Genomic DNA, 15279 nt, shown 5'->3' with positions numbered 1-15279 from the left:
AAAGGAGTGTACCGATGATCATTGATATTTTAAAATGCCATGGTTCTGGCAATGATTTTTTATTGATTGATGAATTAACGAGAGATTATCGGTTTACAGAAGATGATAGAAAAAGACTGGCACAAGCATTATGCAAGCGAGAGGGTTTGCTTGGAGCAGATGGAATTCTTTTTGTACTTAAAAGTGAGAAAGTAGACGCAAGAATGCGTGTATTTAACGCAGATGGATCGGAAGCAAGTATGTGTGGCAATGGATTACGTTGTGTAGCGCGATTTGTTTGTGAGACCCTTGGTAAGGAACAACTTGTAATTGAAACAATGAAAGCTGATTTATCAGTTGAAAAAACAGGTGATTTATATCAGGGAATTCCTACGTTTAAAGTTGAGATTTCACCAGTTCTTTTTAATGTGGAATCCTTGCCGCTTACCATTAATAAAAAGACGCTTATCAATGAACCACTAGTGCAGCTATCCAATTCATTAAAATTCACAGCATTGGCGGTCCCGAATCCTCATTTAGTCACGATTGTTGAGCAAGATGAGCTCAATTCCGATGTTCAGGAAAAAATATCGCTATCTGTGAATAGTCCCAATGAATTATTTCCAGATGGAGTTAATGTCAGTTTTGTAAAGCTTTTAGAACCAGGGGAGATCTTTGTACGGACGTATGAACGTGGGGTAGGATTTACGAATGCCTGCGGCACAGCGATGTCAGCCGCAAGTCTAGTGACCTGTTTGAATGGCTTCAATGAGACGGAAAGGGAAATTTCCGTTTATAATAATGGTGGGCAAGTAAAATGCGTGGTTCATTATTATGAAAGTTTCGAGAAGAATTGGATTGACTTGATTGGAAATGGCACCTATGAATATAAAGCATCCATTGCGTTAGAACTTGAAAATTGCGAAGATTTCAAGCTGCTTCATGAAGTGCGTTTTGACAAAGAAACGGCTTTGTATGCAGCTTTTCAAAGTGAAATTCAGGAACATCTTAAAAAGTTCATGTGAAAATGGCAGAGGATGTCCCAAAAGAGTCTGACCTTACCCTCACCACACAACGTATAGTGTTACTTACATGATATTTAAACTGTATGTGGTAGTATAGGGGTCTTGCCATCTATACTTATGAGAGCTCCTTTTTTTATGTTGTTGTAAAAAGTTCGATAAAAATAGCTGTGAAATGGCACCAAATCTCTGTTTCTCCAATTCTCACGTATTACTGTATATGTGTAAGACTACAGATGGTCGCTTGCAGAACTTCTCGGCTCTTTTTATCCTCCTTTTTAAACACGAACTAAAAGTGAGACCCTCCTCTTTTCAATGGGAAATGAAGGATATCAGACGTATTTGATTTGAGGGAAACGGGATTATGCTATTCATGCATTTTCCTTTCTAAAATGAGGAAGATATTGTATAATAAAGTCAAGTTAATAGTCATTTAGGAAATTCGTGAGATCACAAATGCATAGCAATTGCTGTGTACGTTGTGGTCTCTTTTTGTTTCAAATAAACTCAGATAAAGGAGGAAAAAAGCAATGAGTTTTTCAAGCTTAGATAGAAATGAGAGGATACATAGAGTCCAAGAACAAGCATTTGATTTATTAGTAATCGGTGGTGGCATCACAGGTTCAGGTATCGCCCTTGATGCGACAACCCGTGGGATGAAAACAGCATTAGTGGAAATGCAAGATTTTGCAGCAGGTACTTCAAGCCGCTCAACAAAACTCGTTCATGGTGGTCTTCGGTATTTAAAACAGTTTGAAGTTGGGATGGTTGCTGAAGTTGGTAAAGAACGTGCGATTGTTTATGAAAATGGTCCACATGTAACAACACCAGAATGGATGTTACTTCCATTTTACTCAGGCGGAACATTTGGTAAATTTACAACATCAATCGGTTTACGGGTTTATGACTACTTAGCTGGTGTAAAACGAAAAGAACGAAGAACCATGCAAACAGTAGAGGAAACGATCAAGAAGGAACCTCTTGTAAAACGAAAAGACTTAATGGGCGGAGGGTATTATGTAGAGTACCGTACAGATGATGCTCGATTAACGATTGAAGTGGCAAAGAGGGCATCAGAACTAGGTGCTGAATTACTAAATTATGCAAAAGTAGTTGACTTTACTTATGAAAATGGAAAAGTGACAGGAGCGGTCGTAGAAAATATATTGACAAAACAGTCATTTACCATTAAAGCGAAAAAAGTCATCAATGCTTCAGGTCCATGGGTGGAAACCCTTTTACAAAAAGATGGTTCAAAAAAAGGGAAAACATTGCATTTAACAAAAGGCGTACATATCGTAATCGACCAATCCCGTTTTCCTCTGAAACAGGCGGTTTATTTCGACACGCCAGACGGACGGATGGTTTTCGCGATTCCTCGTGCAGGCAAAGCATATGTAGGTACAACGGATACATTTTATGAAAAGGATCCAATGAATCCTAAAATGACTTTAGCTGACCGTGACTATATTCTCAAAGCGATTAAATTCATGTTTCCAGATGTAGACATTACCAACGATGACGTTGAATCTAGCTGGGCCGGTGTTCGCCCACTTATTCACGAAGAAGGAAAAGACCCATCAGAAATTTCTCGGAAAGATGAAATTTGGGTATCTGATTCTGGATTAGTTACAATCGCAGGAGGTAAATTAACTGGTTATCGTAAAATGTCCCAACAAGTGCTTGATAAAGTGGCGATAAGCTTCGAAACAGATTATGGAATTAAATATGACAGATGCCAAACTAAGGAAATTCGCATCTCTGGCGGTGAAGTAGGTGGATCGAAAAACTTTCATGCATATGTTGAATCTCAAAAAGTAAAAGGAGAAGCAGTTGGACTTGACTCTAAACAGGCTTTGGCTATTGCTCAAATGTATGGTTCCAATGCATCTGATGTTTTTGCTCTTATTAAGGGTAAACGTAGTGATGCCGTGAAATATAATCTGCCTTTAGATGTTTACGGCATGCTCGTATATGCGATTCAATTTGAAAGCACCGTAACCCCTGTTGACTTCCTTATGAGGCGGACAGGAGCGATCCTGTTTAATATCCAAGGGGCAAAAGCCTGGAAAGATGGAGTTATTGACTATATGAGTGATACCTTCCAATGGCCAGAAACGGAAAAGCAGAAATATACAATTGCTTTAGAAGAGCAATTATATGCAGCACAGCATCCCGAAGAGTAATGGAAACAAAAAAAGCTGACAACCAGGATGAACACTTCCTACTTGTCAGCTTTTTTATGTAGCAAAAACCCATCTTTTTTATAAAAAGGTTTACAAACTTAAGGCAATTCATAACATAAAAAAACCTAGGACGAGCAACTTAAGAACAAAGTGAAACTTCTATTAGTGGAGGTTTTCTTCATCCCACATGGATGGTTAATTAAACCGGGATAAAAAGGAAAGGTTGGACATATGATGAGAGTATTCCTTAGCTTTATAATCGTCACACTATATTCATTCACTATTGGCTTAACTATTTATGCAATACCCATTCCTGATGAGTTAGTCCCATTAACCAACACATCAGAATTCGCAGAACGTAAGGTTGCTTATTTAACCTTTGATGATGGGCCGTCTCATAATACAATTCCAATTCTCGATATATTAGATAAATACCAAATTAAGGCGACTTTTTTTGTTATGGCAAATCGACAAAGCTATGCTAAACAGGCTTATGAAGAAATGGTTAGACGTGGCCATACTATTGCTTTACATTCGAATACTCATGATTATCGAAGGATTTACAGATCGAAAGATGATTTTTTTAAAGATATGGGAAAATTAGAATCGCTGCTGGATCATAAGTATGCCATCAATACAAAGTTAATCCGCTTTCCAGGTGGTTCCAATAATATGCTTATTCAAAGGAGTGAAAAGAAATCGATTCGTACAGATATTATTTCAGAACTTGAACGAAGAGGCTATACGTATTTCGACTGGAATGTAGATTCAAAGGACGGCATTAGTCCGATGATTAGTCAACAAACAATTACGCAATCTGTTTTAACCGGAGCTAAGAAGCATAAGCAAGCAGTAATTTTGCTGCATGACATCGATGATATGAAAAACACAGTTAGAGCATTACCTGATATCATTATCGGACTTAAAAAACAGGGTTTCGAGTTTGAAATGATTACGGAAGACAATGGAAAAGTGCAATTTCCATGAATAATGAACGTACAACCGTTTTGCCACCTGAAAGAAAATTAGAATTGTATGAACTAAAGGAGTAAATAAGTGTATTTTTTATGTGTTAAAAAACGAGCGTGTTTCCGAGAACGAAAGGGTTAATACTTACAAATACATGCAGTTTATGTGATGTATATGAACGATAATAAACTGTGTATAAAGGCGATTTAACCCTTTTGAGACACCTGTACTTTATTCCATATTACGTTGGAGAATATTATTGTTATAAAATTTTGACCTTTATGAAGATAACGCGATTAATATGGATCATTATCTGGCTATTTTAAAAGAGCAATCGGAAAATTCAAATCAAAATATACTGAAATTGTGAAAGAAATTCAACAAATTACCAAAACATGACCTTTATTCAAATATACAAAATACAATCCTATTTAATCAAATACTAGAGTTATAGAAAGGAAAAGGGAGATAAAAGCTGGCTAATGCAGAAAATTGAGGGTCTTAAACATAAAGTATTGCAATGCGTTAGCATAATTATGTTTTTTTCTCTATTTTTCTAGGTTTAACCTTTGGATATTTGTTAAAAACATGGTAGTATAATTATTGAAAACGTTTTATCCTTTAAATATTGATAATAGTATAAAAATATAACTTTTTTAGGAGTTTTTTAATAAAAAAGTTAGCTAATATCGTGGGGATGGGTAAAACAAAATAAAAATTATTCGTTAAATTTGGGGGTTTAAAAAATGACCATCAAGGAAGCTAAGGCATATGACCCATGGAAAGCTTTTTCTGGTCCAAACCTTGGGTACGTCTTGGAGCAATACGACCTATTTCAACAAGATCCGGATTCAGTCGATCCAGAGCTAAAAAACTATTTTAAAATTTTCGGACCACCTACAGTAAACACTGTACCAAATCAAAAAACAATCGTCGAAAATCAAACGGCAGTGGTTTCATCAGGTGATGTACTTTCAATGAAAAAAATCACATCTGCTGTTAAACTTACAGAAAATATTCGTTCATATGGTCATTTAGCAGCGAATATTAATCCGTTGAACGAAGTGGCGTTGGATAACGAACTTCTTCAATTGGAGAAATATGAATTAACAGCTGACGATTTGCGAAAAATTCCGGCTGACTTTATTTGCCCAGAATCACCTGAAACCGTCAAAGATGGCTATGAAGCATTTCGTTATTTAAAGGAGCTTTATACAAAAACGATTGCTTTTGAATTTTCGCAAGTGAATGATTTGGATGAAAGACAATGGCTAATTGATGCAGTTGAATCAGGTAGTATTTTTCCTGAAGTTACAAATGAGAAAAAAGCCATTTTATATAAACGATTAGCGGAAGTTGAAGGATTTGAGAAATTCCTTCACCGTACGTATGTTGGACAAAAACGCTTTTCAATTGAAGGCCTTGATATGCTTGTTCTGGTTCTTGATCATTTAATTTCTCAAACTGTTCAAAATGGCACATCTAACGTAAATATCGCCATGGCACACCGCGGCCGTTTGAATGTGTTAGCACACGTTCTTGGTAAACCATATGAAATCATTTTCTCTGAATTCCAGCATAGTCCTAATAAGGATTTAGTCCCATCAGAAGGGTCAATAGGGATTAATTACGGCTGGACAGGTGACGTTAAATATCATTTAGGATTGGATACACTTATCACAAATGGAAATACACAAAAAGCAAGAATTACGCTAGCTAATAATCCATCCCACTTAGAGGTCGTTGGTCCAGTCGTTGAAGGATATTCCCGTGCTGCACAAGAAAATCGGACAGAAGCGGGCTTCCCAATACAAGATATTTCTCGTTCAATGGCGATTCTTATTCATGGTGATGCAGCATTTCCAGGGGAAGGTATTGTTCCCGAAACGCTTAATTTAAGTCGTTTAAAAGGGTACCAAACAGGTGGCACGATTCATATTATCGCGAACAATATGATTGGATTTACGACTGAAAGCGAAGACTCTCGTTCTACTAAATATGCAAGTGATCCTGCAAAAGGCTTTGAAGTACCGATTGTACACGTGAATGCAGATGATCCAGAAGCGTGCCTTGCTGCTGTTACACTTGCTTTTCAATATCGTGAAAAATTCAAGAAAGATTTCCTGATAGATTTAATCGGCTATAGAAGGTTTGGTCATAACGAAATGGATGAGCCGCTAGTTACCCAACCAGGAATGTATGGCTTGATTCATAAACATCCAACCGTTAAAGACTTATACGGAAAAAAATTGCTTGAGACGAGTTCAATCAGTAATAAAGAACTGGATGCACTATCAGAGCAAGTCGAGGAGAAATTGAAAGAGGCTTATGACAGAATTTCTGGTAACAAACCAGAAACTGTTTGTGAACTAGATCCACCTCAAACCGTTGAAAAGGGATTTCCAAAACTTGATACTACTGTAACTTCAGAAGATTTAATTCGCATGAATGAAAGTCTTGTGGAATGGCCAGAAGGATTCCAGATTAATAAGAAGTTAGGCCGTATTCTTTCCCGTCGTCTCGATTCATTTGGAGATGAAGGGAAAATTGATTGGGCTCATGCAGAAACATTAGCATTTGCTTCAATACTTTCAGATGGTACGCCGATTCGATTAACTGGACAGGACTCTGAACGTGGAACATTTGCACAGAGAAATATCGTATTACATGATAGTGAAAATGGCAAGACATACTCACCGCTACATACATTAAAGACTGCTAAAGCATCTTTTGCTGTGCACAATAGCCCGTTAACGGAAACAGCAGTTCTTGCATTTGAATACGGATATAATGTTTTTGCACCTGAAACACTTGTGCTTTGGGAAGCGCAATTTGGTGATTTTGCCAATACAGCTCAAGTAATATTCGACCAGTTTATTTCTGCAGGTCGCGCTAAATGGGGTCAGAAATCTGGACTCGTTATGCTATTACCACATGGATATGAAGGACAAGGACCTGAACATTCTAGTGCACGTCTGGAACGTTTCCTTTCCCTTGCAGCGGAAAACAACTGGACAGTTGCCAATTTAAGCTCTGCAGCTCAATATTTCCATGTGTTAAGAAGACAAGCAAAAATTCTTGAAATGGAACAAGTTCGTCCGTTAGTGATTATGGCACCGAAGAGTATGCTGCGTAATCAAGTGATGGCCTCTACCTTTGCTGAATTTACTGAAGGAGAATTCCAGTCATTTATTGAAACGCAAACTTTGGGTCAAAATCCTAATACGGTTGAAAGGATTGTACTTTGCACAGGTAAAATAGCAGTAGAGATACGTGAAAAGATTGCCAGTGTTACAGATACTGACTGGCTTCAAATCATCAGCCTTGAAGAAATCTATCCATTCCCACTAAAGGGAGTGAAGGAAGTTTTCGTAAAATATCCAAATTTGAAAGAAATAGTATGGCTCCAAGAAGAGCCGAAGAACATGGGAGCATGGACATTTGTTGAGCCCCGCTTATATGAAACAGTTCCAAATGGAGTTTCTGTCTCTTACATTGGTAGAAAACGGAGATCGAGTCCATCAGAAGGGGATCCACTTGTTCACAAGCAGGAACAGCACCGTATTATGACTGAATCAATTACGCGTACTAAAGAGGGGGAGAAGTAAAATGGCTGAAGTGAAAGTGCCTGAACTAGCAGAATCAATCTCAGAAGGAACGATTGCACAATGGTTAAAACAACCTGGGGAAACAGTTGAAAAGGGAGAATATCTTTTAGAACTTGAAACAGATAAAGTAAACGTTGAAATTATCTCTGATTATGGTGGTACATTATCTGAGTTACTAGCAGCAGAAGGAGATACCGTTCAAGTTGGACAAGCTATAGCTGTAGTTAGTGAAGACGGAACAAATGAAGGACCTTCATCTAAAGTAGAAGTACCTGTTGTAGAGGAATTGAAGGCAGAAGAAGTTAATTCTGTACCAACTGCTCAAAGAACGATCGCTTCGCCTGCCGCTCGTAAACTTGCACGTGAAAAAGGGATTGATTTATCCCAAGTACCTGCTGTAGATCCACTTGGCCGTGTAAGAATCCAAGATGTAGTAGCAGCAAAAGCACCGGTACAAACAAGTGCACAAGAACCGGCACCAGCTAAACCCGCACCTGCAGCGCAAACAGAACATGATGATCGAGTAGAAGTCGTGAAAATGTCTCGTCGTCGTCAAACGATAGCGAAACGTTTAGTAGAAGTTCAACACGAAGCAGCAATGTTGACAACATTTAACGAAGTAGACATGACGGCTGTTATGGATTTACGGAAACGTCATAAAGATGCATTTGTAAAACAAAACGATGTGAAGCTTGGTTTCATGTCATTCTTCACAAAAGCTGTGATTGGTGCACTTAAGAAATATCCATTACTTAATGCAGAAATTAATGGGAACGAAATTCTTAAGAAAAAATTCTATGATATTGGTGTTGCTGTATCGACAGATGACGGTTTAGTTGTGCCAGTCGTTCGTGATGCAGACCGTAAAAGCTTTGCTGAAATTGAACAATCGATTAGCGATCTTGCTGTTAAAGCAAGAAACAATAAATTAGCACTTGCAGATCTTTCAGGTGGAACGTTCACCATTACAAACGGTGGAACATTTGGATCATTGCTATCTACGCCAATTCTTAATGCACCACAAGTCGGAATTCTTGGAATGCACAAAATCCAAGTAAGACCTGTAGCCATTGATAACGATAATTTTGAAAACAGACCAATGATGTATCTAGCTCTTTCTTATGATCACCGTATCGTCGATGGGAAAGAGGCGGTTGGCTTCCTTGTAACCGTTAAGGCGTTACTGGAAGACCCAGAACAACTATTGTTACAAGGTTGATAAAAAATCCCCAATCAGATAATCTGATTGGGGATTTTTTATCTCATTTTTGTAGAATTTAACATTAAGTTTTCATTTGAATGAATGGTTTTGAATAAAAGTGAATGAAAATGGATGATTTCAAACGATTTTGATTGAAATTTTGCGGATAATCATTTATTATACAGATATAGCAAGGGAGGTAATTGTTTTGTTAACAACTGAGAGGCATCAATTGATTTTAGCTTTGCTGAAAGAGCAAGGAACAATCAAGCTTCAGGACCTTGTTGAGCAGATGAATGCTTCTGAGTCAACCATTAGACGTGATTTAGTTCAACTAGAAGAAATGAAAGCGTTAAAAAGGGTGCATGGCGGTGCTGCATTATTCAAGCAAAAAGGACTCGAACCTTCAATAAATGAAAAAAAGCATGCAAATCATGTAGAAAAACAACAAATTGGCAAACTAGCTGCTTCCTACATCGATAATGGAGACTGTGTTTATCTTGATGCAGGAACAACCGTACTTGAAATGATCCCTTATATGAAGGAAAAGAATGTTACGGTGCTCACAAATGGACTTATGCATCTTCCATTACTTATGGAGGCCGACATAAAAACATTTCTTGTTGGAGGAAAATTGAAAATTGCAACGAACGCGATTGTAGGTACTCAAGCCGTTCAGTTCCTTTCCGATTATCGTTTTGATAAATGCTTTTTAGGTATGAACGGAATCCATCCGGATTATGGGCTGACAACACCAGATCCCGATGAAGCACTGTTAAAAATGAGAGCGATTCAATTATCGAATAAATCGTATGTTCTTGCAGATCGTTCGAAACTATTTGAAACCACATTTGCCAGAGTTGGCTCAATTGAAGAGGTTACGATAATAACAGATGCAAATGATGAAGAAGCAGTACTTTCATTACGAAAACATTCAAATGTAAAGGTTGTGACACCATGATATATACGGTAACGCTTAACCCTTCCATCGATTATATAGTGGAAGTTGAACAGTTCAAAGTGAATCAATTAAATCGAACGAAGCGGGATACGAAATTTCCTGGTGGCAAAGGAATAAACGTGTCACGTGTTCTAAAGAGAATTAATATGGATTCTATTGCTCTTGGGTTTTTAGGAGGGTTTACTGGTTCATTCATTCGCGATTTTTTACAGGATGAACAAATTCAGACGGACTTTATTGAGGTGTCTGAGGATACGAGGATCAATGTTAAATTAAAAAGTGATCGTGAGACGGAAATCAATGGCTTGGGGCCGAGTATTTCTAGATTTCAATATGAACAAATTTTGGAGAAAATCAAACTATTAAAAAATGGGGATACGATTATATTAGCTGGTAATGTAGCTCCCAATATGCCTGCAGACTTTTATGAAACGGTTGCAATGGAATGCGAACATAAAGGGATTGATGTAATTGTTGATACAAGCGGCCCTTCTTTGTTGAATGTACTGAAATATAAACCGTTTTTAATTAAACCGAACCATCATGAACTTGGAGAGATATTTGAAACGGAGATTCATACGATCGAGGATGCTGCTACATACGGGAAGAAACTTGTTGCTTTAGGTGCGAAACATGTTATTGTTTCCATGGCTGGTAATGGTGCAGTCTTATGTACATCTGACAGAATATATACAGCGAACGTACCTAAAGGAAACGTCGTGAATTCGGTTGGAGCAGGTGATTCACTAGTAGCGGGTTTTATCGGGACGTATAAAAAAACAGAGAATCTACTTGAAGCATTTAAATTTAGTATTGCTTCGGGAAGTGCCACTGCGTTTTCAGCCGACCTTTGTCAAAAAGTCGATATCGAACATTTAGTATCGCAGATTGAAGTTAGTGAGATTACAGGGGGATAAAAGGATGAAAATCACCGATTTATTAAAGAGAGAAACAGTGATCATAGATTTTAAAGCAACGACTAAGCAAGATGCCATTGATGAATTGGTTGAGAAATTATCAGGTGCAGATCGATTGAATGATAAAGAAGCATATAAAAAAGCCATTTTAGCACGTGAAGCACAAAGCACGACAGGGATAGGCGAAGGAATCGCGATCCCGCATGCAAAAACAGCTGCAGTAAAAACGCCTAGCATTGCGTTTGCACGATCCACGCAAGGTGTAGATTATGAATCTCTTGATGGTCAGCCGGCACATTTGCTCTTTATGATCGCTGCAAGTGAAGGTGCGAACAATGCTCATCTAGAAACTTTATCAAGATTATCTTCTTTATTGATGGATGCTAGCTTCCGGGATCAATTGTTAGCTGCGCAATCAGAATCAGAAATCATTTTATTAATCGACAACAAAGAACAAGAAACTGCAGAGGAAGAAGAATCAGAAAAAAATGAACCTGTATCTTCTACTGGAAATAAAAAAATCTTGGCTGTTACCGCTTGTCCAACAGGTATCGCACACACATATATGGCTGCTGATGCGCTTAAAGCAAAAGCGAAAGAAATGGGTGTTGATATTAAAGTTGAAACGAATGGTTCGACAGGGATTAAAAATGGCTTAACTGCTACAGAAATTGAAGAAGCAGACGGGATTATTGTTGCGGCGGATAAACAAGTTGAAATGAATCGATTCGCTGGAAAAAAAGTCGTAATCGTCCCTGTTGCACAAGGGGTGCGAAAACCGGAAGAATTGATTACGCGAGCAATAAAAGGCGATGCACCTGTCTATCAAGGTGATAACAGTAAAACAGAAAGCAAAGAAAAAGCGGGAAATGGTATTTATAAGCATTTAATGAGTGGTGTAAGTAACATGCTTCCATTCGTCGTTGGTGGCGGTATTCTGATTGCACTATCCTTTATGTTTGGCATTCATGCAAATGATCCTGCTGATCCAAGCTATAATCCGATTGCTAAGGCTTTAAATGATATTGGTGGTGGCGGAGCTTTCTTCTTCCTAGTACCAATCCTTGCAGGGTTCATCGCGAGCAGTATTGCTGATCGACCAGGATTTGCCCCTGGTATTGTAGGTGGTTACTTAGCGGCACAAGCAGACGCTGGATTTCTTGGCGGCTTGATTGCCGGATTCCTTGCCGGTTATGTAGTATTAGGCTTGAAAAAACTATTTAATAAGCTCCCTGCAACATTGGAAGGGATTAAACCCGTTTTACTTTACCCGGTATTTGGTATTTTAATTACCGGACTTATTATGATGTTTGTTGTAAACGGACCCGTTTCAGCGATTAATAGCGGTCTTACGAATTGGCTACAAAGCTTGTCAGGTACGAATGCAGTTTTACTTGGTATATTGCTAGGCGGGATGATGGCTGTTGATATGGGCGGCCCAATCAATAAAGCTGCCTTTACATTTGGTATAGCAGCAATCGAAGCTTCAAGCTTTGGACCGCATGCAGCAGTTATGGCGGGCGGTATGGTTCCGCCACTCGGAATTGCCCTTGCGACCATCATGTTTAAGCATAAATTCTCCGATACAGAAAAGAAATCAGGATTTACGAATATTTTTATGGGAGCATCCTTCATTACAGAAGGCGCCATTCCATTCGCAGCAGCTGATCCAATACGTGTGATCATTAGTAGTGTAATAGGTGCAGCAACAGCTGGTGGTTTATCTATGTTATTTAACGTAACTTTGCCAGCGCCACATGGTGGAATTTTTGTTATTCCCCTTGTCAATCACCCATTCCTCTATATTTTAGCGATCTTAATCGGTACATTAATCACCGGGATTATTCTTGGGCTTTGGAAAAAGAAAACGGTATAACAAATTTTGAAAAGATGATCAATGGAGCTCATTTAAGCCCTTCATTGGTCATCTTTTTGTATGGAAATCAAAAAAATTCTTAAACGAACGAGATGAGCCACTATTAGTGATATGGTAAGAATGAATGAACGAGCAAAAAGCCGCTTGAATAATTCTTTCACGAGGAGGTTATAAGTGATGAATGGAATGTTTTTTTATCCAATAAATACCATATAATGAAATCAATTCTAATGTAAGTTCATGCATAGCTTCCATGTTATTCAATGGCTAAATTATGTAAAGTAAAAAGAATTTGCGTATAAACACTGATATAATGCGTGTATACGCATTATTATGAAGCAATCAATAAAATTACTATTCTTTTCCTCAATTTCCTTGGGAAAAATTAAACACTGAAAAACGCTTGAATGCTTGTTATCCTTGTGAAGTGCTTAACAAGGAGGTTACAGGATGAAACTTTTAAGTATCGTGATATGTATCATCACTTTTTGTATAATTTCTATTGGGTATAATTTACCTGTAAATACATCAAAGGTATATGCTGCACAGAAACAGCATCTTACAAAACAAGGGGAAACGATTTGGGATATCGCAAAGCAATATGGTGTGCCAATTCAACAGTTAAAGGAAGTTAATGATAATGATAATAATGTCGTGATTCCTGGTGAAACATTTATCATACCTACAAGTATTAGTGACAGTGATAAAGAGCTGTTAAGCAGATTGGTTCATGCTGAGGCGAAAGGTGAACCATATGACGGCAAGGTTGCAGTTGCAGCTGTTGTTTTGAATCGCGTTCATGATCATGCTTTTCCGGATACAATTTCTGAAGTTATTTATCAGGACAACCAATTTTCACCGGTAGATGACGGTAGTATCAAAGAACCTGCTGATGAAGATTCGAAAAAAGCTGTTAATGAAGCACTCGCCATTCAAGGTTATACGTTTGATCAATTATATTTTTATAATCCGAGTATATCAAGCAGTAAATGGATGAGAACGCTAAACGTGACGAAAATAATCGGTGCACATCATTTTGCCATTTAAAACATATTAAGGGATGAAGAAGGTATACGCTTCTTCATCCCTTTTTCTTTAATACAGCAAAGAAGTGGAGTATACTAAATGAAATGAATCATAAAAGGCTGAAATTCCTGAAATAAGGAAGAAAAATGGCCGGAAATTTGGAGCTGAGTGAATGGCAAATACTCATGTTTATACTAAGAAAGAAGAAGTTGCCAATGCAATCACGCACGGTATCGGTGTAGTGCTTAGTATCGCAGCCTTAGTATTTTTAATTATTTTTTCAGTGCAGCAAGGAAATGCCTGGCATGTGGCAGCTGCTACAATTTATGGAGTTTCGATGCTCACCTTGTTCGTAGCATCAACTTTGGTGCATAGCTTTCCAGAAGGAAAAGCGAAAGATGTTTTTGAGATTTTTGATCACTCAGCAATCTATTTTTTCATTGCCGGTACATATACGCCGATTATGCTTATTGCGGTTCATGGTACGCTAGGTTGGACTCTCCTTAGTATCGTCTGGGTAGTTGCTATAGTAGGGACTGTTTTTAAAGCATTCTTTGTGAAAAAGTTTCTATTTCTCTCGACCCTTTTGTATATTGCAATGGGGTGGATGATTGTCATAGCATGGGGACCAATATCCGCAAACTTGCCGGCAACGGGTGTCCAATTATTAATGATAGGTGGCTTACTTTACACAGTTGGAGCCATATTCTATGTGTGGCGTGGGTTTCCATTTCATCATGCAGTATGGCATTTATTTGTATTAGGCGGATCTGCTACACACTTTTTTGCTGTATTACTGTATATAATCCCGATTCAGTTATTATAACGGGACAAATTGATTAAAAAAGGAACGTTCATTCAAGGCTCTATTCTTGTTGATTTTTAACTAATGCGATATTGAATTAAAAAACAAAAATCAACCAAATATGAATAATTTGGTGGTTTTAGTTGAAGATTACTTGTGCAAGGTTTAAATTTCTTTATTCGGGAAATAGATAAACTAATAAGTACAAGGAGGTATCGTTTTGTGAAAAAGTCATTACAAGTATTATTTGTCTCATTTGCAGCCTTAATTTTGTTAGCTGCTTGTGGAAACAAAAACGAGGTTGATAATCCGCCAGCGGAAGAAAAGGCCGGACAAACAAATAGCGGGAATGCTAATGTAGAGCAGGATCAAATTCAGAACACAGAATTAGCTTCTAAAGGTAAATTTAAGGAATTTGAACTTGGCGTGGAGTATGCGGGCGATAAAGAGTATAGTGTTGATTATGATACATTAGGTGATATGGAAGCATCTATTGAAGATGAAATCAATGGCGAGCATATTTATGGTGATGATGCGATGAGTCAATTAAACACTAAATTTGAGCAACTAACTTTTACAAAAGATACTTCAGATAATGAAGTCATTAAAGAAGTACTGCAAGTGTTTAACCTTGATGAAAATTATCAGGAATTTGAATTAGATGTTCATTTTGATGATGGTACAAAGAAAGAATATAAGAATAAAAAATAAACAAAAAGGAACAGCGGT

The 15279-nt window shown here is 37.8% G+C and carries 11 protein-coding genes; all 11 read left to right on the top strand.

What is annotated here, in order from left to right:
• Window positions 1–14: 14 nt before the first annotated feature.
• The 11 genes from dapF to JNUCC23_RS12610 all read left to right on the top strand — a co-directional run bounded on the left by dapF (window position 15) and on the right by JNUCC23_RS12610 (window position 15261).
• Entirely contained in the window at window positions 15–1004 is a 990-nt protein-coding gene (dapF, locus tag JNUCC23_RS12660; protein ID WP_454211764.1) for a diaminopimelate epimerase, read from the top strand.
• A gap of 527 nt (window positions 1005–1531) precedes the next feature.
• A complete protein-coding gene (locus JNUCC23_RS12655; RefSeq protein ID WP_454211762.1) occupies window positions 1532–3187 on the top strand; it encodes a glycerol-3-phosphate dehydrogenase/oxidase in 1656 nt (551 codons plus the stop codon).
• A gap of 234 nt (window positions 3188–3421) precedes the next feature.
• Window positions 3422–4174, top strand: coding sequence for a polysaccharide deacetylase family protein (locus JNUCC23_RS12650; protein ID WP_454211760.1), 753 nt, complete (start codon window positions 3422–3424; stop codon window positions 4172–4174).
• A gap of 728 nt (window positions 4175–4902) precedes the next feature.
• Window positions 4903–7764, top strand: coding sequence for a 2-oxoglutarate dehydrogenase E1 component (sucA, locus tag JNUCC23_RS12645; RefSeq protein WP_403070869.1), 2862 nt, complete (start codon window positions 4903–4905; stop codon window positions 7762–7764).
• Window position 7765: 1 nt separating this feature from the next.
• On the top strand, window positions 7766–8983 hold the full coding sequence (gene odhB / locus JNUCC23_RS12640) for a 2-oxoglutarate dehydrogenase complex dihydrolipoyllysine-residue succinyltransferase (protein ID WP_454211758.1): 1218 nt from the start codon (window positions 7766–7768) through the stop codon (window positions 8981–8983).
• A gap of 190 nt (window positions 8984–9173) precedes the next feature.
• A complete protein-coding gene (locus JNUCC23_RS12635; RefSeq protein WP_403070875.1) occupies window positions 9174–9926 on the top strand; it encodes a DeoR/GlpR family DNA-binding transcription regulator in 753 nt (250 codons plus the stop codon).
• Window positions 9923–10843 (top strand): 1-phosphofructokinase, encoded by a 921-nt coding sequence (gene pfkB, locus JNUCC23_RS12630; protein ID WP_454211756.1) that lies wholly within the window; start codon window positions 9923–9925, stop codon window positions 10841–10843. The genes JNUCC23_RS12635 and pfkB overlap by 4 nt, the downstream gene beginning before the upstream one ends.
• Before the next feature lie 4 nt (window positions 10844–10847).
• On the top strand, window positions 10848–12719 hold the full coding sequence (locus tag JNUCC23_RS12625) for a PTS fructose transporter subunit IIABC (RefSeq protein WP_403070881.1): 1872 nt from the start codon (window positions 10848–10850) through the stop codon (window positions 12717–12719).
• A 450-nt stretch (window positions 12720–13169) separates the two neighbouring features.
• Window positions 13170–13766 carry a cell wall hydrolase gene (locus tag JNUCC23_RS12620; protein ID WP_082674994.1) on the top strand — a complete coding sequence of 199 codons (597 nt, stop codon included), beginning with the start codon at window positions 13170–13172 and terminating at the stop codon, window positions 13764–13766.
• Between the two features lie 151 nt (window positions 13767–13917).
• Entirely contained in the window at window positions 13918–14571 is a 654-nt protein-coding gene (gene trhA, locus JNUCC23_RS12615; RefSeq protein WP_062178983.1) for a PAQR family membrane homeostasis protein TrhA, read from the top strand.
• A gap of 201 nt (window positions 14572–14772) precedes the next feature.
• On the top strand, window positions 14773–15261 hold the full coding sequence (locus tag JNUCC23_RS12610; RefSeq protein ID WP_062178986.1) for a YusW family protein: 489 nt from the start codon (window positions 14773–14775) through the stop codon (window positions 15259–15261).
• The last annotated feature ends 18 nt before the right edge of the window (window positions 15262–15279 follow it).

The sequence above is a fragment of the Peribacillus sp. JNUCC 23 genome (assembly GCF_053653995.1).
The sequence above is the reverse complement of the archived record's forward strand: the minus strand, read 5'-3'. Positions and strand labels throughout refer to the sequence as shown.